13 protein-coding genes and 5 pseudogenes are annotated in these 21,319 nt (G+C 52.2%); 10 read left to right on the top strand and 8 right to left on the bottom strand.

From position 1 onward, the window contains the following. Nucleotides 1-53: 53 nt before the first annotated feature. The 3 genes from ACM1PF_RS13390 to ACM1PF_RS13400 form a co-directional block, all read right to left on the bottom strand. On the bottom strand, nucleotides 54-968 hold the full coding sequence (locus ACM1PF_RS13390; RefSeq protein ID WP_416675273.1) for an ABC transporter permease: 915 nt from the start codon (nucleotides 966-968) through the stop codon (nucleotides 54-56). Then, nucleotides 968-2,137, bottom strand: coding sequence for an ABC transporter substrate-binding protein (locus ACM1PF_RS13395; protein WP_416675276.1), 1,170 nt, complete (start codon nucleotides 2,135-2,137; stop codon nucleotides 968-970). The genes ACM1PF_RS13390 and ACM1PF_RS13395 overlap by 1 nt, the downstream gene beginning before the upstream one ends. A 157-nt stretch (nucleotides 2,138-2,294) precedes the next feature. Continuing rightward, complete coding sequence (locus ACM1PF_RS13400; protein WP_416675279.1) at nucleotides 2,295-3,503, bottom strand: ABC transporter ATP-binding protein; 1,209 nt, start codon at nucleotides 3,501-3,503, stop codon at nucleotides 2,295-2,297. 407 nt (nucleotides 3,504-3,910) lie between these two features. Between ACM1PF_RS13400 and mrdA the strand changes: the two are divergent. Next, a pseudogene (gene mrdA / locus ACM1PF_RS13405) lies at nucleotides 3,911-5,727 on the top strand (penicillin-binding protein 2). 142 nt (nucleotides 5,728-5,869) lie between these two features. Here mrdA and ACM1PF_RS13410 read toward each other — a convergent pair. Beyond that, nucleotides 5,870-6,157, bottom strand: coding sequence for a hypothetical protein (locus ACM1PF_RS13410; protein ID WP_416675281.1), 288 nt, complete (start codon nucleotides 6,155-6,157; stop codon nucleotides 5,870-5,872). 385 nt (nucleotides 6,158-6,542) lie between these two features. On the opposite strand from ACM1PF_RS13410, the pseudogene ACM1PF_RS13415 reads away from it, so the two are divergent. Continuing rightward, nucleotides 6,543-6,928 (top strand): annotated as a pseudogene (locus tag ACM1PF_RS13415) (DUF1824 family protein). A gap of 50 nt (nucleotides 6,929-6,978) precedes the next feature. On the opposite strand, the gene hisF reads toward ACM1PF_RS13415, so the two are convergent. After that, entirely contained in the window at nucleotides 6,979-7,749 is a 771-nt protein-coding gene (hisF, locus tag ACM1PF_RS13420) for an imidazole glycerol phosphate synthase subunit HisF (RefSeq protein ID WP_416675284.1), read from the bottom strand. Between the two features lie 225 nt (nucleotides 7,750-7,974). On the opposite strand from hisF, the gene ACM1PF_RS13425 reads away from it, so the two are divergent. Next, complete coding sequence (locus tag ACM1PF_RS13425; RefSeq protein WP_416675286.1) at nucleotides 7,975-9,216, top strand: cation:proton antiporter; 1,242 nt, start codon at nucleotides 7,975-7,977, stop codon at nucleotides 9,214-9,216. A 51-nt stretch (nucleotides 9,217-9,267) separates the two neighbouring features. Here ACM1PF_RS13425 and ACM1PF_RS13430 read toward each other — a convergent pair whose 3' ends face one another. Further along, nucleotides 9,268-9,393 (bottom strand): hypothetical protein, encoded by a 126-nt coding sequence (locus tag ACM1PF_RS13430; RefSeq protein ID WP_416675288.1) that lies wholly within the window; start codon nucleotides 9,391-9,393, stop codon nucleotides 9,268-9,270. Between the two features lie 592 nt (nucleotides 9,394-9,985). Here ACM1PF_RS13430 and gltB point away from each other — a divergent pair. From gltB to gltD, 4 genes are all read left to right on the top strand, one after another. After that, nucleotides 9,986-14,581, top strand: a complete 4,596-nt coding sequence (gltB, locus tag ACM1PF_RS13435; RefSeq protein ID WP_416675290.1) for a glutamate synthase large subunit — start codon at nucleotides 9,986-9,988, stop codon at nucleotides 14,579-14,581. 83 nt (nucleotides 14,582-14,664) lie between these two features. Next, the gene (locus ACM1PF_RS13440) at nucleotides 14,665-14,997 is read left to right on the top strand and encodes a DUF6883 domain-containing protein (protein ID WP_416675293.1); all 333 of its coding nucleotides are present in this window, start codon (nucleotides 14,665-14,667) and stop codon (nucleotides 14,995-14,997) included. A 20-nt stretch (nucleotides 14,998-15,017) separates the two neighbouring features. Then, complete coding sequence (locus ACM1PF_RS13445; protein WP_416675296.1) at nucleotides 15,018-15,266, top strand: DUF4926 domain-containing protein; 249 nt, start codon at nucleotides 15,018-15,020, stop codon at nucleotides 15,264-15,266. Nucleotides 15,267-15,334: 68 nt separating this feature from the next. Next, complete coding sequence (gene gltD, locus ACM1PF_RS13450) at nucleotides 15,335-16,819, top strand: glutamate synthase small subunit (RefSeq protein ID WP_416675300.1); 1,485 nt, start codon at nucleotides 15,335-15,337, stop codon at nucleotides 16,817-16,819. 84 nt (nucleotides 16,820-16,903) lie between these two features. Here gltD and ACM1PF_RS13455 read toward each other — a convergent pair whose 3' ends face one another. Then, nucleotides 16,904-17,455, bottom strand: coding sequence for a transposase (locus ACM1PF_RS13455; RefSeq protein ID WP_416675302.1), 552 nt, complete (start codon nucleotides 17,453-17,455; stop codon nucleotides 16,904-16,906). A gap of 154 nt (nucleotides 17,456-17,609) precedes the next feature. Between ACM1PF_RS13455 and ACM1PF_RS13460 the strand changes: the two genes are divergently transcribed. From ACM1PF_RS13460 to cbiB, 3 genes and pseudogenes are all read left to right on the top strand, one after another. Beyond that, entirely contained in the window at nucleotides 17,610-17,762 is a 153-nt protein-coding gene (locus ACM1PF_RS13460) for a hypothetical protein (RefSeq protein ID WP_416675305.1), read from the top strand. Between the two features lie 159 nt (nucleotides 17,763-17,921). Beyond that, nucleotides 17,922-18,640 (top strand): annotated as a pseudogene (locus ACM1PF_RS13465) (Uma2 family endonuclease). Nucleotides 18,641-18,642: 2 nt separating this feature from the next. Continuing rightward, nucleotides 18,643-19,663 (top strand): annotated as a pseudogene (gene cbiB, locus ACM1PF_RS13470) (adenosylcobinamide-phosphate synthase CbiB). Here the strand turns inward: cbiB and ACM1PF_RS13475 are convergent. Then, nucleotides 19,625-21,272 (bottom strand): annotated as a pseudogene (locus ACM1PF_RS13475) (B12-binding domain-containing radical SAM protein). The pseudogenes cbiB and ACM1PF_RS13475 sit on opposite strands and share 39 nt — an antisense overlap. Between the last annotated feature and the right edge of the window lie 47 nt (nucleotides 21,273-21,319).

Below are 21,319 nucleotides of genomic sequence, written 5' to 3' on the forward strand. Positions count from 1 at the left end.
TTCTGAAATTGATGGGTAGGCATAGGAACCGAGTAGAGTCTCATTGACGATCCTCAGGTCAAGTCACTGGAGCGATCGCCATACTTGAGCAAGAGGGCAATGGCAATACTGACGGCAAGGATCATCACCATACTGAGGGCAGACCCAAAGCCCCAGTTGCGCGTTGCCCCCAGGAATTGGTTATAAATCAGGCGAGACATCGTCATGCTGGATGCTCCCCCCAATAGTTCCGGAACAACAAAATCCCCAACGCTGGTAATGAACACCAGTAATCCTCCTGCGGCAATGCCAGGGAGAGTTTGGGGAACCGTAATTTTCCAAAAAGCCTGGTAGGGAGTCGCCCCTAAATCTGCCGCTGCCTCCAGGAGCCGTTTATCCAGCTTTTCCAATGAAGCATACAGAATCAGCACCATATAGGGCAAAAAGCCATAGGTCATGCCAATAAACACCGCAGGCATATCATTCAGCCAACTTTGCCCCGGTAGCCCGATCGATCGCAGAACCGTATTCAGCACTCCACTATTGCGCAGGATTGTAATCCAGGCATAGGCCCGCAATAGCGAAGAAGTCCACAACGGCAGCACAAAGGCCACCAACAGCACATTTCGCCACTGTTTGGGAGCCATTACCGCAATCCAGTAAGCCACTGGAAAGCCCAGCAACAGGCAAAGGATCGTTGTGCCCAACGCAAACAGGATCGATCGGCCAATCACCTGAAGATAAACCGGCTGCAAGATATCCAGGTAATTTCCCAAGCCATAATCTCCGGCCACCTGCCCCAGACGGTACCCCGGAACCAGGCTCAGTTCCAAAATCAACAGCGTCGGAAAGACCAGCAGCAGCAAAAGCCATACGCCAGAGGGCATCAACAGCAGCAGGGGCTGAATTAATCCAGCCAGGTGTTGCTGCCAGAGACCTCTAGATTTAGGAGATTGAGGCAGGGAAGGAGGGGAGGTGGTGGTAGACATTAGCTTGTTAACTGCGTCCAGTAGCGATCGTACAGAGCCAGGGCATCCTCCGGAATCGGCGCAATCCCCTCGCATCGAGCCAGAATTTCATCGGGTGGAAACAGATCGGTATCCGATCTCAGTTCATCGGGTAATTTGTCAAAGGCAGATTCTAAAGGCGTGGAGAACTTCAACCGTTCCACCAGGCTGGCCGAGTTATCACTATCCATCATGAAGTTAATCCATTCATAGGCCGCATCCACATTCGGAGCCGTAGTGGGAATCACCATTGTGTCCGTCCAAACCGATGAGCCTTCCTCTGGAATCACATAGACCAGATTGGGGTATTCATCCATCAGGGTTAGAGCGTCTACGGAGTAGGCCATAGAAACCAGCAAATCTTCACCTGCTAGTTGATCTTGCCAGCCATCGGAGAGGAAATTTGCCACAGCCGGCCTTAGCTCCATCAGGGCTGCAAAGGCTGCTTCAATCTCCTCCGGGTCAGTGGAGTTGTAGGAATAGCCGAGATACTTCAGGGCGGCTCCCTTTGTTTCCCGCACATCGTTCAAAAGCGTGATTTGACGATTCAACCGATCGCGGTTTTGCCAGAGGTAGTCCCATTCAGTAACTTCTTCCCCCAGGACTTCCGGATCGTAAATCAAGCCCGTTGTCCCCCAGGCGTAGGGCACGCTATGGGTATTGTTGGGATCGTAGACCGGATTTTGCCACTGAGATTTCAATTCATCCAACCCGTTCAGGCGCGATCGATCGAGTTCCGTTAGCATTTCCATCTCAATCATTTCTACTACCATGTAGTCAGACGGATAGATGATGCTATAGGCAGTTCCCCCGCCCGCCTGCATTCGAGCCAGCATGGCCTCATTGGAATCGTAAATGTCTACGATCGGTCGAATGCCGGTTTGCGCCTCAAAGGCTCTCAGTGCTTCATCATCAACGTAGCTACTCCAGGTATAGATGTGCAGCGTTCCAGGATCCCCGGCTGCTGGAGCAGGAGAAGGGTCTGCATCGGTTGGGTCGGCGGTTGGGTCTGTTCCCCTGAGATTGCGAGTACAGTTGCTCAAGAGCACGCTTGATAAAGCTGTAGCAGACCCCAACAGGAATCGTCTACGGGTTGTGGACGATCGAACCGTCGATCGCATTCTACTCGGTCGAACATTCCGGGGTGACATGGCAAAATCCTCGTCTAACTACAAAAACTAACCACAAAAACTGCAATCAACGTTGGAGTTATTCTTAGTGCCTATCCGAATCGCTAGAGTTTTTGGCATCCAAACCCCCTGACAGGGTTTTCAGATAGGTTCTTACTGGGCCATAGTCAGAGCTGAATTATGGGATCGAATCATACAGGGGAATACCGTTTCGCTCTTGGACTGCCAGCGCCAAACAATCGTTTGCTGACCAGAAAACCTGGATGGGATCGTGAAGATGGAAGGCACGGGAACGATTGGGCTGAAGAACCGTTAGCCGATCGCCTGTGATCAACTCCACTACATAGTGAACGTGAGTACCAAGGTACATCATGTTCTTTAACGTACCCTCATAGCAATTCACTGGATCAACTTGCCTGTCGGCTGCAGGGGATGCAGAGGATACATGAGAGCCACTGGATTCATGGGTTCCCACCTGAATTTTTTCGGGGCGAACGCTGACGACAATATCCGACGGGGGAGAACCGTTCCATGCCCCCTGGGGCTTGACCCACATTTTTAAGCCCTTTTCGGTAACGATCTCCATTGCAGAGGTATGGGTGGCTGAAATTTTGCCCTGAAAAAGATTAGTATCTCCGATGAAATCGGCAACAAAGGGGGTTGTGGGATTTTCATAAATTTCGCTGGGAGTGCCAATTTGCTCTATTCTTCCAGCATTCATTACGGCAATGCGATCGGACAGGCTGAGAGCCTCCTCCTGATCGTGAGTCACCATGACAAAGGTTACCCCCAACTCCCGGTGCAAGTTAGACAGCTCCACCTGCATTTCCTTGCGCAGTTTTAAGTCCAGGGCACCCAGGGGTTCATCTAACAGCACAACGGTGGGACGGTTGACCAGAGCCCGGGCCAGGGCGACTCGTTGCTGTTGCCCACCGGATAATTGAGCCGGATAGCGACGGGCAAAGGATTCCATTTTTACCAACCGCAGCGCATCACGGACGCGATCCTGAAGTTCCGCTTTGCTACTTTTCTTCAGGCGCAAGCCAAAGGCGACGTTTTCCCAGACTGTGAGATGGTTGAACAGAGCATAGCTTTGAAAAACGGTATTCACCGGACGACGGTATGGGGGAACATTCAGCATCGATCGCCCCCGAATCAATACTTCACCGCCTGTTGGATCTTCAAATCCGGCAATTAGCCGCAGTGTTGTTGTCTTGCCGCAGCCTGATGGCCCGAGAATACTGAAAAACTCCCCTTGCCGAATATCGAGATCAATGCCTCGAACTGCCGTTTCCCCCTGAAAGACTTTGAACACTTTTCGGAGTTCTACATCCAGTTTGGTATCGATTTCAGCGATCGAACGATCCTGTGCCACGGTCTGCGCCATAGTTGAACGATTTCCCATAAATCCAATAACCCCTGATCCAAACAACCCGTGAACCCTGTAACCCCTAACCTCCTGATCTTGCAATCAATCATTTGCGATCGACTAACGGCCCGATGTGCGATCGACCATTAATTTTCGCTCCATAGCATACCGCAAGAACCATTCTCATCTCGTCACCTTTTAGACAGTTAGCTTGATTAAAAAAGTAGAAGATCCCGTTGTCCGACTCATCTCATCCTGAAATCACGGCGATCGATCGACTTCTACGCAGACCTCTATCCTTACCGATCCCAACGAAGGGAAAAACTAACGGTAGACTGATGAAGGTACTTTTGTAACTTTTTCCAAAAACTCTGCTGAGGGTTTTGGATAGTCACATCGACGGATCATATACACTGCGACTGTCTATGGCTTTAACTCAACATTCCCCCTATGCTCAACACTCTAACGGGCGCACCGTTGGGCGGCGGTATCAGTCGTTAATGGTGATGCTCATGATCACGGTCATTATGGTGGGCGGTATTGCCTCCCGTTTGGCCTATCTCCAGCTGCTTCAGGGGGAACGAAATCGGCAGTTGGCAGATGACAACCGGATTCGCTTAATTCCCCGCCAGCCTGAACGCGGCAGAATCCTGGATCGCAAAGGTCGGATTTTGGCTGGAAATCGGTTGTCCTATGCCGTCTTTCTATGGCCGATCGCCAACCGCAAGCAGGACTGGGCACCCATCTTGCCTCAATTAGCAGAAGTGCTGAATATTCCGCTTCAGGAGATTGAAGATCGCTTGGAGCAAGCCGGATATACCTCTCCAGTACGGGTACGGATTGCTAGAGGGTTGAGTCCGGCCCAGGTAACGGCACTGGCAGAATTCAGTCAGGAGTTGAAAGGTGTGCAGGTCGAACCGGAAGCGGTGCGGAATTATCCCTACGGGGATCTGGCGGCCCATGTATTGGGCTACACCGGGGAAATGAGCGATGAAGACCTGAGACTGCGCCAAAATGATGGCTACCGTCTAGGTGATGTGATTGGGCAGATGGGGGTAGAGTCAGCTTTTGAGTCGCAGTTGCGGGGCGAATGGGGCGGACAGCAGGTGGAAGTGGATGGCGCAGGTCGGGTGCTGCGGATCATGGAGGAGAAGCCGACAGAGGCGGGCGATGATGTGCAACTGACCCTGGATCTTGACCTGCAACGGGCTGCGGAAACCGTTTTAGGGAACCGCAAAGGGGCGATCGTTGCGTTGAACCCCAACAATGGTGAAATTCTGGCGATGGTCAGCCGTCCTGCCTTTGATCCCAATCTGTTTTCCACGTATATTACGGACGCACAATGGCAGCAGCTCCAAAGCCTGGATTTTCCCTTTGTGAACCGATCGCTGCAGGGGTATCCCCCCGCCAGTACCTTCAAGATCGTGACTACGGCAGCCGCGATCGAATCTGGAGCTTTTCCACCCGGAACCGTATTACCCACCTATCCCTACGTTGAAGTGGGTGGCATTCAGTTCTGGGACTGGAACCGGGCGGGATTTGGCCCCTGGATTTTCAGGGTGCAATGGCCTGGAGTAGTGATACTTTCTTCTACCAAACTGCTCTGACGATGGGAGGAACACCCCTGATTCAGTGGACGCGACGGTTTGGCTTTGGGCAAAAAACAGGCATTGAGATTGCCAGGGAAGAAGCGGCGGGTCTGGTTCCCGATGGAGCCTGGAAGCAGGCAGAACTGAATGAACCCTGGTATGCCGGAGATGCGGTCAATATGTCGATCGGGCAGGGGTATTTACAAAGCTCTCCGCTTCAGGTGGCGGTAATGTTCGCCGTTCCAGCCAATGGCGGCTACCGGATCCGACCTCACCTGCTGATGAGCAACCAGGAAGCGAGTAGTTGGCGAGAATCGGTTGATATTTCCCCGACGACGCTACGAATTTTGCAAGAAGGATTACGTGAGGTCATTACTGGGGGAACGGCACAAAGCCTCAACGTTCCTTCGCTACCACCGATCGCAGGCAAAACTGGAACAGCAGAAGATCCACCGCGTTTATCTCATGCCTGGTTTGGGGCCTATGCTCCTCTGGATAACCCCGAAATAGTCGTAGTTGCCTTTGCAGAAAACTCCGGTGGGGGTGGCGGTAAGGTGACAGCACCCATGGTCAGGCAGGTTTTGGAAGTTTATTTCAACGGCAGCACCGTAGAGGAGGCAACCCAGGTAGAGGAAGATGTGGTGAGTGATTAACCAGCGCATGCAAAAAATAACGAATCCCGTAGGGGCGCACAGCAGTGCGCCCTCATGTTGGTTTTGATTATTAGGCTGGTTTGACAGTAAGTGAATTCGTAATTCGATCGAGATGTTAAAGATACAGCTACAAGTTCAGCATTTACGGAGTCGTGACAACCTGGGGATCAGCAGCATGAACTACGGCATAAATTGGGGGATCGGTTGCTGGGACGATCGCCTGGACTTCTTCGATCGCCACCTGACTGAGGGCAACCAGGGGTTCCAGCCTTTCCCAGGCGGGTATAAAAGGAGGAACTGCAAGGGAGCAGGTTTTCCAGTAACTCTGTACGGGAACACCGAGCTGACGACATTGTCCACCCCTTCGCCCCATAGATTCGTAAAACAAACAGTGGCGGCAGGACGAAATCGCACAACTTTTGGCTCTCATAGTTACTGGAGTCCCTAAAATATGACTGACTTCATTTTCTCCGCAAATTAATGTTCAATTTTGGGGCAATTAGGACAGTCAAACGGTTAATAGGCTTATCTTCCAGCGATCCCAAAGAGAAAATAACGATTTAGATTATCTTTATACTCCTGTTAAATTCTGGTCACATTTCAAATATCAAGTGTTGATTAGAAGATTTTTAGGTAAAATCACGGTTTTTGACTAAAACCAAATGGGGATCAACTAAAACCAAAAACATCAATTGACAAATTAAAGAATTTTCCCCTTAAACGTTCCATAACCTTTCAGGTTGAATTGCAAAACTTTTAGAACAAAAATGATGAACCTACAAGAAGCCCATACGCTCCTTAAACAGTTTGATTGTCTGACCGGGACTCCCGAAGCATTACCGGAACGGACACAGCTTCAGCAGGCGTTGCTCCAGGTTGCCGGTCAGTCAGACTATCAAATGCTGGGAATTTGTGCCGATACGCTGGTACAGGGACAGCGGCCCTGGAAACCTACGCTGCTGCCCTGGGATCTCATCCTGAACCCAGGTTTGAGCCGATCCAGGGGGCAGTCTATATTAAGTTCAACCCCAAATCCGGTCTATGCTACGCCGATTCTTACCTGGGGGATCACCGGGGCGTGTTAGTGTCCTGTCAGTCTGCCTATGAGACTGGACTGAATGAAATGTATGGACATTTACCCCTGGACTTATTTGAAGGTTATACCCCGATGGAGGATGGGCAAGGACTCGTAAGGGATTAACTGCAAGGATTCAGGCTGGAAATGATCAAACGATGGAAACGCTGCAAGGATCAGGTCTGCCGGACAGTGACCTGACGATCGCCCAGGTATTGTTTGATTTCTGCCACTGTTAACTGGCCGTAATGCAGCAAAGAGGCCAACAACGCGGCCTCTGCCCTGCCCTCGGTAAGGGCTTCATAGATGTGCTGACAGGTTCCCGCCCCACCGGAGGCAATCACCGGAATTTCCACCTGTTCAGCGATCGTCCGTGTCAGTTCCAGATCGTAGCCCGCCTGGGTGCCATCCGCATCCATGCTGGTGACTAACAACTCTCCAGCCCCACGTTCTGCGACTGACTTAGCCCACTCGATCGCATCGATCCCCGTATTCTCCCGTCCCCCCCGGACATAGACATCCCATCCAGGATTATCCCGATCCTCCCGGCGACGGGCATCGATCGCCACCACAATACACTGGTTGCCGAAGCGATCGCTGGCTCGGTTGATCAAGTCGGGATCCCGCACCGCTGCGGAGTTAATACTGACCTTATCGGCTCCGGCCCGCAACAGATCCCGAATCGTCTCCAGGGATTGAATCCCGCCGCCTACAGTGAGGGGAATAAACACCTGCTCGGCAGTCCGATACACCACATCAAAGATAATGTTTCGATCCTCATGGGTGGCGGTGATATCCAGAAACACCAGCTCATCGGCTCCCGCATCGTTGTACACCTGAGCCAGTTCCACCGGATCACCCGCATCCCGCAGATCAACAAAGTTGATCCCCTTCACCACCCGCCCCGCCTTGACATCTAAGCACGGCAAAATCCGCTTGGCTAGCATCGCTTTCCCCCATCTCAGACTCTAGATCTTATCCTGCTTTCGTCCAATCGGCAGAGGGCGGAGGGCAGAAGATGGGACGAATTTTTCAAGCCGTCTCAAGGGGCAAGGAATTGATCTTAAAAGATCTATCTCAGGTTGAAACCAGGCTCAGAACGCCGCGCCTAGAGTAAGGAAGCACTCCTTTGCCAATTTTTCTCGCGAATCAATAGCCTGTGGATATCTCCTGTGGACATTTATATTCTTGATCTGCTTGTCATTGGGTTGTTGCTGCTGCTTGTCGTGCTGGGATCAGGCTGGATTCAGCGATTGCCGCTATCCTATGCCCTGATTTACCTGATTGTCGGAATTCTGCTCAGTCCCTACGGTTGGAACCTGATTCAGCTCCGTCCAGACACCAATTTTTTGGAACGGCTCACCGAATTTGTTGTACTGATCTCGCTGTTTAGCTGTGGGTTGAAAATGAACCGCCCGTTAACCCGGTGGGCCTGGAATTCGACCATTCGGTTAATTGGATTTTTGATGCCAATTTCTATCTTTGCGATCGCAGCGATCGGGCATTGGCTCCTGAGACTGGAGTGGGGAGAAGCAATTCTGCTGGGAGCGATTTTAGCTCCAACCGATCCGGTTCTGGCATCGGAAGTACAGCTAGACGACCCAGAAGACCGGGATGAACTGCGGTTTGGCTTAACCTCGGAAGGTGGGCTGAATGATGCCCTGGCTTTTCCCTTTGTCTACTTTGGGCTGCACTGGTTGGAAAACGACAACTGGCAGGACTGGTTTGGTCGCTGGGTCGCCATCGATTTAATCTGGGCGATCGGGGCAGGGCTGGCGGTCGGTATTGTGATCACCAAAGCTTTGATCTGGGTAGAACATCACCTGCAACGGTATCGGCCCGTGGATGAACTGATGGAGGACTTTGTGGGGCTGAGTACGATCCTGATCGTGTATGCGATCGCTGAACTCGTCCACAGCTACGGCTTCCTGGCAGTGTTTGTTTCTGGGGTAGTTGTCTCTCGCCAGCGATTTAACACACCTAAAACCGTTTCTCGCCTGCGCTTCATGGAGCAGCTTGAAAAACTGACCGAGGTTGGCACGATCCTGCTGCTTGGCTCACTGTTGCGAATTGAGCCAATCCTACGGTTTGCGCTGCCCGCCCTGCTGGTGACAGCCATCTTACTGTTCGTGATTCGTCCCGTTGGAGCCTGGATCAGCACGATCGGCTCCCCCATTCACCCGGCAACCCGCTGGTTCTTTGGCTGGTTTGGCATTCGGGGGGTGGGGTCGCTCTATTACCTGTCCTATGCTCTGGGGGAAGGGTTGGCAGGCGAGGTGGGAGAACTGATCGCCTGGACAACGTTCATTGTGGTTGTGATTTCTGTGACCATTCACGGGGTGAGTGCCACGCCGCTGATGCAGTGGTATAAGCAAAATGTTGAACGGCATCCTGCTGCAACCGAAAAGACCTGAACGCCTGACCGCGATCGATCCCAGAAGATCCCCAGATCCCTTAATAACTGTCTAATAACTATCGTCTCTGCCAACTGTGAGCATTGCCAGCAGCCGATTCGCCTGATTCAACCGTTCTGAGATCGCCTGTCGCCAGCTTAAACTCACCTCTGGATTGGCCAGGACTTCCTGCGCCATCTCACGACAAACGGCACTATTTACTACATCTTCCTGCTACAGTTGATTGAGATTGTCATAGACCGTTTGAGGAGAAATTGCTGCCATATTGCACTCCTTAGACAATGCTCTGAAAAGATCATGCGTTCAAAATTCTTAAACAACGTATAAACTATGCGTTGTCTACATAACCATGATCGCTAACTAGACAGAAGCAAAGCAGTTCACGACATAGTTTTTGCAGGTTATTTACAGTAATTAACATATCAATATAATTATTTATTCTGGTCACAGTTGTCGAACTGGATATGACAATTTCCTTAAGACCTGCGCCTTAGCCGGATTCTTGTTGGAGAATCCAAATTAGCGTACCCAAATTGCTAGAATAATCAGCCTGGAATCGATCGATATCAAGCAATGCGGTTGACCTTGATCGCTGGAATCAGCCATCGAAATATTTTGTGGTGAAGTGATGACATTTGATGGTTTTTGAGGATCAGTTCTAATGGTCAGTTAATTGTTATGGTAATGGTCAATTGATTATCGTGAATGAGCGATCGTTTTCATCTTTTTTGACAGAATGCCACCTTTTCGTACTTCTTTAACCAGCACTATGAACAACAACAGTCTGCCCACCAAACAAGGTCTTTACGATCCCCAGTTTGAACATGATGCCTGCGGCGTTGGGTTCGTGGTGCATATGAAGGGGGCAAAGTCCCAGGCGATCGTCGAGGATGGCTTGACGATTCTCCTGAACCTGGATCACCGGGGGGCGGTGGGGGCTGAAACCAATACGGGAGACGGGGCAGGCATTTTACTACAAGTACCGCATAAGTTTCTGAAGCGGGTGATGGCGGAGCAGGGGATCGCCTTGCCGGAAGCGGGGCAGTATGGCGTTGGCATGATCTACACATCGCCGGATCCAGCAGTGCGGCAGGCAAGCAGACAAATTTTTGAACAGGTGGTCGCAGACGAAGGGCTGCATGTTCTGGGTTGGCGGGATGTGCCAACGGATAACTCTTCTTTGGGGAATATGGCGAAAGCCAGTGAACCCTTTATGCAGCAGGTGTTTATTCAACGATCGCCCGATCTGACAGATGATCTGGCTTTTGAACGGAAGCTGTACGTGATTCGCAAACTGACCCACACGGCGATTCGAGCTGATGGAGTGGATACCTACTGGTATCCGTCGAGCCTGTCGTCGCGGACGATCGTGTATAAGGGAATGCTGATGCCCGTGCAGGTGGGGCAGTATTACCCGGAATTGCACGATCCCGACCTGGAAAGTGCTTTGGCGTTGGTGCATTCTCGTTTCAGTACCAATACTTTTCCCAGTTGGGAGCGATCGCACCCCTACCGCTACATTGCCCACAACGGGGAGATTAATACGCTGCGGGGCAATATCAACTGGATGCACGCCCGTCAGTCATTGTTTGAGTCGGAGTTATTCGGGGAAGATATTCACAAAATCAAGCCCGTGATCAACATTGACGGCAGTGACTCCCTGATTTTCGACAATGCCCTGGAACTGTTAACGCTGTCGGGACGCTCTTTGCCCCATGCGGTGATGATGATGATCCCGGAACCCTGGACGGCTCACGAGTCCATGAGTGACGAAAAGAAAGCGTTTTACGAGTACCATTCCTGCCTGATGGAACCCTGGGATGGCCCGGCTTCGATCGCCTTTACCGATGGCACGATGATGGGAGCCGTCCTCGATCGCAATGGGCTACGTCCCTCCCGCTACTACGTCACCAAGGACGATCGGGTGATCATGGCATCGGAAGCCGGAGTTCTGCCCGTTGCACCGGAACAGGTTGCCCTGAAGGGACGCTTACAACCCGGTCGGATGTTCCTGGTCAACATGGAAGAAGGACGGATTGTCGCTGACGAAGAGATTAAAACCGGAATCATCTCGGAACAACCTTACCGCGACTGGCTGAATCAAAACCTCGTTGATCTAAACGATCTTCCTCTTCCCACTCCTCCCTCCTCTCTCCTGCCTCCTCTCTCCTTACCCCTCACCCAACGCCAAACCGCCTTCGGCTACACCTTTGAGGATCTACGACTCCTGCTCACACCCATGGCAAAAGACGGGGTAGAGGCAGTCGGTGCCATGGGAACGGATACCCCCTTATCGGTACTGTCCGATCGCCCCAAGCTGTTGTACGATTATTTCCAACAACTCTTCGCCCAAGTGACGAACCCGCCGATCGATTCGATTCGGGAAGAGATCATTACCTCAGCGCAAACGACGATCGGTGCGGAGCGCAATTTGCTGAAGCCGGAACCAGAAAGCTGCCATTTGATCAAGCTGAAAACGCCGATTCTCAGCAATGAAGAGTTGGCAAAACTGAAGCAGTTGTCTGGCGGATTCCAGTCGATCACAGTGCCAATTCTGTTTGATCCGAAGTCCGGTACCGAAGGACTGGCAGCTACTCTGGAAAACATCTTTGAGTCAGCCGATCGCGCCATTGCGGAGGGAGCCAGCATTATCATCCTGAGCGATCGAGAAATGAATGAGCAACTCGCTCCGATCCCGGCATTGCTGGCAGTATCAGGATTGCATCATCACCTGATTCGGGAAGGGACACGAACCAGAGTCGGATTAGTATTGGAATCCGGTGAACCCCGTGAAGTGCATCACTTTGCTACGCTGATTGGCTATGGCTGCGGTGCGATTAATCCTTACCTGGCATTTGAAACGATCAATGAGATGATCGAGGAAGGGATGCTGGTGAATGTGGATTATGCCAAAGCCTGTCAGAACTACATCAAAGCAGCAACTAAGGGCGTAATTAAAGTTGCCTCCAAGATCGGTATTTCCACGATTCAAAGCTATCGCGGTGCCCAAATTTTTGAGGCGATCGGCTTGAATCATTCTGTGATTGAGAAATACTTCACCTGGACAGCTTCCCGGATTGAAGGAGCCGATCTGGAGGTAATCACCAAAGAAGCGGTACTGCGCCATCACCATGCCTTCCCCGATCGCCAAACCAATGGTCATGTCCTGGATGCGGGCGGTGAGTATCAGTGGCGGAAGGAGGGAGAGGCGCATTTGTTTAGCCCTCAGACGATTCACGCGCTGCAAAAGGCGGTACGGGAAGGCGATTACGAACAGTACAAGCAATATGCTGCTCTGGTGAATGAACAAAATCAAAAGTTTTTCACCCTGCGAGGATTGCTGGAGTTCAAGTCCCGTGAACCGATTTCGATCGATGAAGTGGAACCGATTGAGGCGATCATGTCCCGCTTCAAAACGGGAGCCATGAGCTACGGTTCGATTTCTAAAGAGGCACACGAAGCCCTCGCCATTGCCATGAACCGGATCGGCGGCAAGTCCAACACCGGGGAAGGTGGCGAAGATCCGGAGAGATACACCTGGACAAACGATCGCGGCGATTCCAAAAATAGTGCGATTAAGCAGGTGGCATCGGGTCGGTTTGGAGTCACCAGCCTGTACCTGTCTCAGGCGAGAGAAATTCAGATCAAAATGGCGCAGGGGGCAAAGCCGGGAGAAGGCGGACAGCTTCCTGGAGCCAAGGTCTACCCCTGGATTGCCAAGGTGCGCCACTCGACCCCCGGTGTCGGCTTAATCTCACCTCCGCCCCACCACGACATTTACTCGATCGAGGATCTGGCAGAACTGATCCACGACCTGAAGAATGCCAACCGGGAAGCCCGGATCAGCGTCAAGCTGGTTTCGGAAGTCGGAGTTGGGACGATCGCGGCAGGCGTTTCTAAAGCCCATGCGGATGTGGTGCTGATTTCCGGCTATGACGGGGGCACCGGAGCCTCGCCTCGCACCTCGATCAAACACGCCGGATTGCCCTGGGAGCTAGGCGTGGCAGAAACCCACCAAACCCTGGTGCTGAACAACCTGCGATCGCGCATTGTGGTGGAAACCGATGGACAGATGAAAACCGGGCGGGATGTGGTGGTTGCGGCTCTGCTGGGGGCAGAAGAGTTTGGCTTTGCCACGGCTCCTTTGGTGACGTTGGGCTGCATCATGATGCGGGTTTGTCACCTCAACACCTGCCCTGTCGGCGTGGCGACCCAAGATCCGCGTCTGCGCGAGAAATTTACTGGCGATCCGCAACACACGGTCAACTTCATGACCTTCATTGCCCAGGAAGTCCGGGAATTGATGGCGCAACTGGGCTTCCGCAGCCTGAATGAAATGGTCGGACGGACGGATGTGCTGGAACCGAAAAAAGCGGTTGACCACTGGAAGGCGAAAGGGCTGGACTTCTCTAAGATTCTCTATCAGCCGGAAGTGGCTCCAGAGGTGGGTCGCTACTGCCAGATTCCCCAGGATCATGGCATCGATAAGTCCCTAGATATGACGGTACTGCTGGATCTGTGCCAAGGGGCGATCGAGCGAGGAGAGCCCGTCAAGGCGACTCTACCCATCAAGAACACTAACCGCGTGGTGGGCACCATCCTCGGTAACGAAATCACCAAACGCCATTGGGAAGGGCTACCGGAAGACACGATTCAGCTCCACTTCCAAGGCAGTGCCGGACAGAGCTTCGGTGCGTTCGTTCCCAAAGGTGTGACGTTGGAACTAGAAGGCGATGCCAATGACTATCTGGGCAAGGGCTTGAGCGGCGGCAAGATTATTCTCTATCCCCCTGCCGGATCGACCTTTGTCCCGGAAGAAAACATCATCACTGGCAATGTGGCTTTTTACGGGGCAACGGGCGGCGAGGCGTACATTCGCGGCATGGCGGGCGAACGCTTCTGTGTCCGCAACTCTGGGGTGCGGGCAGTGGTCGAGGCAGTGGGCGATCATGGCTGCGAGTACATGACCGGCGGTAAGGTGGTGATTCTGGGTGCCACCGGACGCAACTTTGCAGCAGGCATGAGCGGCGGGGTTGCCTACATCCTGGATGAAGTGGGCGATTTTGCCACCCGATGTAATCAGCAAATGGTGGGGCTGGAATCCCTGGAAGACCCTGAAGAAATCCGGGATCTGCGCCAGATGATTCAACGTCACGCCGACTATACCCAGAGCCAGAAAGCGGCTCAAGTGCTGAACCAGTGGGATGAAATGCTGCCGAAATTTGTCAAGGTGATGCCCAGGGACTACAAGCGAGTTCTCCAGGCGATCCAGGATGCCCTGGCGGCAGGACTGAGTGGCGATGATGCCTTGGCGGCTGCCTTTGAGCAAAATGCCCGTGATGTGGCGCGGATTGGAGGAGGTTAAGCCATAGAGAGTGGAGTTCATTGGGTGATGGAGCCTGCCTGACTCAATGAACTTCCAGCCAATGGATGGAATGACGGTTTGCAATGAAACTCCCCAATCACGAGCTTGCTATTATCGAATCATCCAAGCTCACAAACTATCTGCTCAATCCAAACCATAAACGCGGTGGGACAAAAGCAAAACTGTTACTTCAATGCGGATATTCCCAGGACAATTGGCAGCAATTAGACGCAGATATTCGCGCCTATCATCTAACCGCAGAAGTGGATCGAATTCGAGAAACTCCCTATGGAGTGCGATATGAAATTAGGGCATCTTTGCAAACTCCGATCGATCGCCTCCTTCCAGTCAGAACCGTTTGGCAAATTGATACAGGCACAACCCTTCCACGGCTGATCACGATGATTCCAGACTAATTTAAGTTGATCCAACTGTTATGAACTACGAACTTTATTCAGATGTCATCCTATTATCTGACCTGCCCGATGAAAGACTCTATGCAGGGGACATTGGCACCGTTGTAGAACAGCATATTGTGGAAGGACTTGAACCTGGATATAGCGTTGAATTTTTTGATCTGTTAGGAAATACAGTTGCGGTTGTGACTTTGCCTGGAAGTTCTCTACGCTCTCCCACCCCTGCCGATCGTCCCACCGTCAGATCCGCTAATCACGTTGCTGCCTAGCCGCTTTCCAATTTTTCAATTTTCCAGCTCTCCAAAATCTAAAATTCAAAATTACTTGAGTTACCACTATGGGAAAACCAACTGGCTTCATCGAATTTCTCCGCGAATTACCCTCTGAAGTAGCTCCCGCCGATCGAATTCGCAACTGGGATGAATTCCATCTGCCCATGCTAGAGGAAAATCTGCGAACGCAAGGGGCCCGCTGTATGGATTGCGGTATTCCCTTCTGCCATACCGGAACGGTGATTAGCGGCATGGCCAGTGGATGTCCGATTAATAACCTGATTCCGGAATGGAATGATCTGGTCTATCGCGGACTTTGGAGAGAGGCACTCGATCGCCTGCACAAGACCAATAATTTTCCGGAATTTACGGGGCGCGTTTGTCCGGCTCCCTGTGAAGGGTCCTGCGTGTTGGGGATTACGAATCCGCCGGTGACGATTAAGAATATTGAGTATTCGATCGCCGAAAAGGGTTGGGATGAAGGCTGGATTACGGCGCATCCACCCACGAAGCGCACCGGAAAGAAAGTAGCGATTATTGGTTCTGGTCCCGCTGGGTTGTGTGCCGCTGCCCAGTTGAATACGGCAGGACATACCGTGACGGTGTTTGAACGAGCCGATCGTCCCGGTGGGCTGCTGATGTATGGTATCCCCAACATGAAGCTGGACAAGCAGGAAGTCGTGATGCGGCGACTGAACATCCTGGAGGCGGAGGGGGTGAAGTTTGTCTGCAATACGGAAGTGGGCAAGGACTTTCCGGCAGAGAATTTGCTGAAGGAATTTGATGCGACGGTGCTCTGTACGGGTGCAACTCGTCCCCGTGACCTGCCGATCGAAGGGCGGAATTTGAATGGAATTCATTTTGCGATGGAGTTTCTCACTGCCAATACTCAGGCGGTGCTGGATGGACATCCGAATCAAAACTATATTTCTGCTGCTGGCAAGGATGTGATCATCATTGGTGGGGGCGACACGGGAACCGACTGTGTGGGAACTTCCATCCGTCATGGTTGTAAGAGCGTGACGCAACTGGAGATTATGCCGCAACCGCCTGCGGAACGTGCTGCGAACAATCCCTGGCCCGAATGGCCCAAGGTTTACCGCATGGATTATGGACAGGAAGAAGCCGCTGCGATGTTTGGTGATGATCCCAGAGTTTACACAACAACGGCGACGAAGTTTGAAGGCGATGAGTACGGTCAGGTGAAAGCGGTTCATACCGTGCAAGTCCTTTGGGAGCGAAACGAAAAAGGACAATTTGTTCCTAACCCGGTTCCTGGCACGGAGAAAGTGTTACCCGCCCAACTCGTCCTCCTGGCAATGGGTTTCCTGGGTCCCGAACAACCCCTCCTGGATGCCCTCGGACTCGATCGCGATGCCCGCAGTAACGTTAAGGCAGACTACGGCAAATACACCACCAGCATTCCCGGTGTCTTCGCCGCTGGAGATTGCCGTCGGGGACAAAGCTTAGTCGTCTGGGCCTTTAATGAAGGACGGGAAGCCGCCAGAGAGTGCGATCGATACTTGATGGGTAGTACGGATTTGCCCTAGAGATCGATCGCCTGGAATCGATCGCCTGGGAACGTAACGGTACGCTGGGAACGTGACGGTAAAAGGGCGCACTGCCGTGCGCCCCTACGGGTTGTGGGGGTGTAATTGGTCTTGTGCCCAAACGGAAGGATTGTTCTGAATGTACTGACGAATTTTTGCGGCGGAATCTCGATCGCGGATGATATGTTCGTGATAACTGCGTTGCCAGACTGGTGTTCCGGCGGCATTGCGGATGGTATTAATGCGTTTGGTTGTAATGGATTTAAAACCCGCCACAAAAGACGACAAGGATTGCGGTCTACGATGTAACGAGGTCGGTAGGGGCGCACTGCTGTGCGTCCTTTCGGCAGGTAGCGATCGATCAAAATTATCTATGATCACGATCCCATGTAAATGATTTGGCATGACAATCCAACCATCGATCGCAAAATTAGCACGGATTTCTGGGGTGCGCTGCCATTCTTCTGCTACAATCTCTCCGTAAAGATTCAATTGCATCTCGCCTGCCACAATTTCACCGAATAGGCACTGTCGTTGATGGGTACAAAGGGTAATGAAATAGGCACCGGATGAACTATAGTCATAACCTTTGAGCCGAATGGTTTGCCGATGATGTTTAGCAGGATTGTATTTCACAAAATCAATTGAATCGCCACATCAATCAGGATTCCCAGAAATGGCGGTCAATCCGATCGATCGCACATGAAATCCGCAACGGTAGGGGCGCACTGCTGTGCGCCCTGTATACCCCTGTGCGCCCTGTATACCCCTGTGCGCCCTGTATACCCCTGTGCGCCCTGTATACCCCGTGCGCCCAAACAACGGCAATGGTAAAAACGATCGCCTGGAAACACGATGGTATTCTGGAAACACGACGGTAAAAGGACGCACCAGTGCGCCCCTACGGTGGGTGGGGGCGATCGGGGATAATGATATTCAATAATTGGTTTCGACGGTGAAGCGAATTCTGTTTGTTTAGGAAACGATCGGGAACACAACTATAGATTCAGCCAGAGAGTTCGTTATTCCGCACCCCAATTTCGATTCAGCCACTTTGAGAACGATACAATAGAGGCAATTTACTTGTCGCTCCTCATTTGTAATGGTGGACAGCCCTCATCAGCAGCCAACAATCACAACGCCAACCCAGATTCCGCCCTTAGAAAGTGGCGATCGCCTGACTCGACAAGAGTTTGAACGTCGTTACGAAGCCATGCCCCATCTCAAAAAAGCTGAACTGATCGAAGGAGTGGTTTACCTGCCGGCTGCCCTACGGTTTCGGAGTCATGGTCAACCTCATGGAGATTTGATCACCGGGTTGGGGGTTTATCGAACATTCACACCGAACATTGCGCTGGGGGACAATCCAACCATTCGCCTCGATCGAGACAATGAGCCTCAACCGGATGCAGTTCTGTTCATTGAAGAAAGGGCGGGGGACAGTCCCGACTCAGTCAGGATGACTATGTAGAAGGCGCACCAGAGTTAATTGCCGAGGTTGCAGCCAGCAGTGCCTCCATTGATCTGGGGGACAAAAAGCGAGTGTATCGTCTGTATCGTCGGAATGGGGTGCAAGAATATATGGTTTGGCGAGTATTCGATCGGCAGATTGATTGGTTTCGTCTGGAAGCAGATGATTATGTACCCTTGCGATCGGATGATCAGGGTATTGTTCGCAGTGAAGTATTCCCTGGTTTATGGCTAGCGGTGTCTGCTTTGTTGAATGGCGATATGCCCCAGGTTTTGACCGTCTTGCAGCAAGGGATTCATTCCGAAGTGCATCAGCAGTTTGTGCGGCAACTTGCCCAGAATGAACGTTAAGTATGAATGTGTCTGTCCTGATCCTGCCGCTGGCTGCTCTGCTTGATTACCTGATTGGCGATCCCTGGAATTGGCTGCATCCGGTTCAGGTCATGGGCTGGGGGATTCAGCACTACACAAATTTTGTCTTGAAACGCTGGGATGCGCCCGTAGTACAGCGAGTTGCGGGAATGCTATTGGCGATCGGACTGATCAGCCTGAGTGGATTATTGGGTTGGTTGATGGTTCAGGTTTCGGACTGGATTCATCCCTGGTTAGGGCTGGGGGTTGCCAGTGTGATTCTTGCCAGTTGTTTTGCCGCGGAGTTTGCGTCAAGCCGCCGAGGAAGTCCTCACCCCCCTTGAACAAGGAGATCTGGGATCAGCCCGATCGACCCTCAGCCGCTACGTGGGACGGGACACGGACGAATTAACAGAGGCAGAAATCCTGAGAGCCGTCCTGGAAACCGTGACGGAGAATGCCACCGATGGAGTGATTGCACCGTTGGTCTGGGCAATCGTTGGAGCCTTCACTCCCCTGGGGAGCGTCCCCTTTGCCCTGGCTTATAAAGCGGCCAGCACCCTGGATTCAATGGTGGGTTATCGGGATGCACCCTATACCGACATCGGCTGGTGCAGTGCCAAACTGGAGGACTGGCTCACCTGGATTCCCTGCCGTCTGACCGTATTGCTCCTGGCGATTTTGTCCGGCAAACCATTGCACGTCTGGAAACTCTGTCAGCGAGATGCGCCTCAAGATCCCAGCCCGAATGCAGGATGGAGTGAATGCGCTTATGCCGCCGCGTTGGGGGTACAGGTTGGCGGGACGAATCGTTATCGAGGGGTGGTCAAACACAAGCCGTTGCTGGGAGATGCGCTCCGGCCGATCGCACCAGACGTAATTCAGCAAGCGATGGGTCTGACTCGGCTCAGTGTGTTGATTGGATTGGCGATCGGAGTAGGACTCCTTTTCTCTAACGGTGCTTTGCCTGTAGAAAGGCACAACTTAGCCACGTCGCAACTTCTGGGAGTAAAACGAAGCTGACTCTTCCCCTCTGGCACATTCCTGAGTAAACCGAATCAAATGATGAGCAACTAATCCCACATGAATCACCCGCTCGATTTTGCCTGTCTTCAAGGCCGGAGGGCCATCTTCCAGAACGTTTTGCGATATTGGCTGAACACTCCCACCCGTAAAAGAATCTTCCCCAGCATCGTCAGCCCCTTCTGGATGTTCTTTTTGGACACTCGCGCTGGACTGTTGGGCGCTTTAATCCGGTTGGGGTAAGTGTGCTCACACTGATGGAGAAATCGCTCATAAAGGAATTCCGGCTCATAGGCCGTCGTGATGCACTTGCGCCACATTTCCACGACTTGTTCGTAAGGCATGAGAAATTCCACATTGGATTCCCGATCGGCTTCAAACACCAGTCGTCCTTCTGCTTCTAACCGTTCCCACAGAGTGGTTTTGGGTAAGGCATAAAGCAAATTAATCGTCAGCATCGGAATCTGAGAGAGGCGGATGAATTCCAGAATGCGATCGGCGGTATCGGGGGTATCGGTGTCCAGTCCGATAATGATGCCGGAAACCACCTCCATACCGTAACGGTTGAGCGTCTGCACTGCCTCCAGGATCGGCATACTCAGGTTGTGCCCCTTGGAGATTGCCTTCAAAGCATCGGGCTCCGGGGTTTCAATGCCGCAGAATACGGTACAAAAATAGGCTTCCCGCATCATTTCCAGCAGCTTCGGACTTTGGCCAAATTCAGCGTTGCTTCGCAGGCAAACTGGACTGGATAGCCATTGCGCTTTTGCCAGTCGATTAAATGGGGCAGCAGTTCCATCGCGGCTCGGCGATTACCAACAAAGTTATCATCTACAAAATAAACTGCACCGGGATTGCCCACCTCCAGCATCGCATCCAGTTCTTGCAGCACTTGCTCTGGCGTTTTCATCCGGGGATTGCGCCCATAGAGAGCTGGAATATCGCAAAACTCACAGCTATAGGGACAGCCACTAGAGAATTGAATGTTGGCAAGGAAATAGCGATCGAGTTCCAGTTTGTGATAGGCGGGCGTGGGAAACTCGTTCAGGGGTAAACGTTCCCTGGTTTCAAATCGCAGTTGTTGGGCTGGACGTTGATCGTGGTGGTCTAAATACTCAATCAGGCGATCGGTGGCATCCCCCAATTCCCCCAGGTGCAGAATATCGAAATCGGGATAGTACTCAGGACAGCCCGATACAGAGGGACCACCCACGACGGTAATTTTGCCTGCTTGATGGGCTAATTCGTTAATCCGGTTAATCTGCGGTCGCTGAATGTGCATCCCACTGGCAATCACCACATCCGCCCAGCGATAATCCGCCGGAGTCGCCGCCTGCACATTTTCATCAATAAACCGGACTTCCCAGGTGGGGGGCAGGTAAGCTGCCACAATCAGCAACCCTTGAGGCGGCATGAAGGCATTGACCTGGCGCATCAGGGGATAGGCGTGGTGCAACGTGCCAAAGGAGCGACTGTAAGGGGGAAAGACGCAGAGGATCTTGCGGTGATTGTGCGGCACATAATCGGTTCCGTGGGGAGCGCGATCGAGTTGGGAAGTTGGATTGCTAACTGGAGTGGAACGTTGGGGAGCGGATAGTACGTCTACCATGGATGATGCCTCACACAACAAATGCCCTCATACCTGCTCATAATAAA

Origin of the sequence: Egbenema bharatensis FJBBOT/2019 (assembly GCF_048077055.1) — a bacterium.
In the GTDB taxonomy this organism is placed as follows: Bacteria; Cyanobacteriota; Cyanobacteriia; order Elainellales; family Elainellaceae; genus Egbenema; species Egbenema bharatensis.

Coding starts and splice junctions, on each gene's coding strand:
- ACM1PF_RS13390 (WP_416675273.1), bottom strand. CDS start 968: ATGTCTACCACCACCTCCCCTCCTTCCCTGCCTCAATCTCCTAAATCT.
- ACM1PF_RS13395 (WP_416675276.1), bottom strand. CDS start 2,137: ATGTCACCCCGGAATGTTCGACCGAGTAGAATGCGATCGACGGTTCGA.
- ACM1PF_RS13400 (WP_416675279.1), bottom strand. CDS start 3,503: ATGGCGCAGACCGTGGCACAGGATCGTTCGATCGCTGAAATCGATACC.
- ACM1PF_RS13410 (WP_416675281.1), bottom strand. CDS start 6,157: ATGAGAGCCAAAAGTTGTGCGATTTCGTCCTGCCGCCACTGTTTGTTT.
- hisF (WP_416675284.1), bottom strand. CDS start 7,749: ATGCTAGCCAAGCGGATTTTGCCGTGCTTAGATGTCAAGGCGGGGCGG.
- ACM1PF_RS13430 (WP_416675288.1), bottom strand. CDS start 9,393: ATGGCGCAGGAAGTCCTGGCCAATCCAGAGGTGAGTTTAAGCTGGCGA.
- gltB (WP_416675290.1), top strand. CDS start 9,986: ATGAACAACAACAGTCTGCCCACCAAACAAGGTCTTTACGATCCCCAG.
- ACM1PF_RS13440 (WP_416675293.1), top strand. CDS start 14,665: ATGAAACTCCCCAATCACGAGCTTGCTATTATCGAATCATCCAAGCTC.
- ACM1PF_RS13445 (WP_416675296.1), top strand. CDS start 15,018: ATGAACTACGAACTTTATTCAGATGTCATCCTATTATCTGACCTGCCC.
- gltD (WP_416675300.1), top strand. CDS start 15,335: ATGGGAAAACCAACTGGCTTCATCGAATTTCTCCGCGAATTACCCTCT.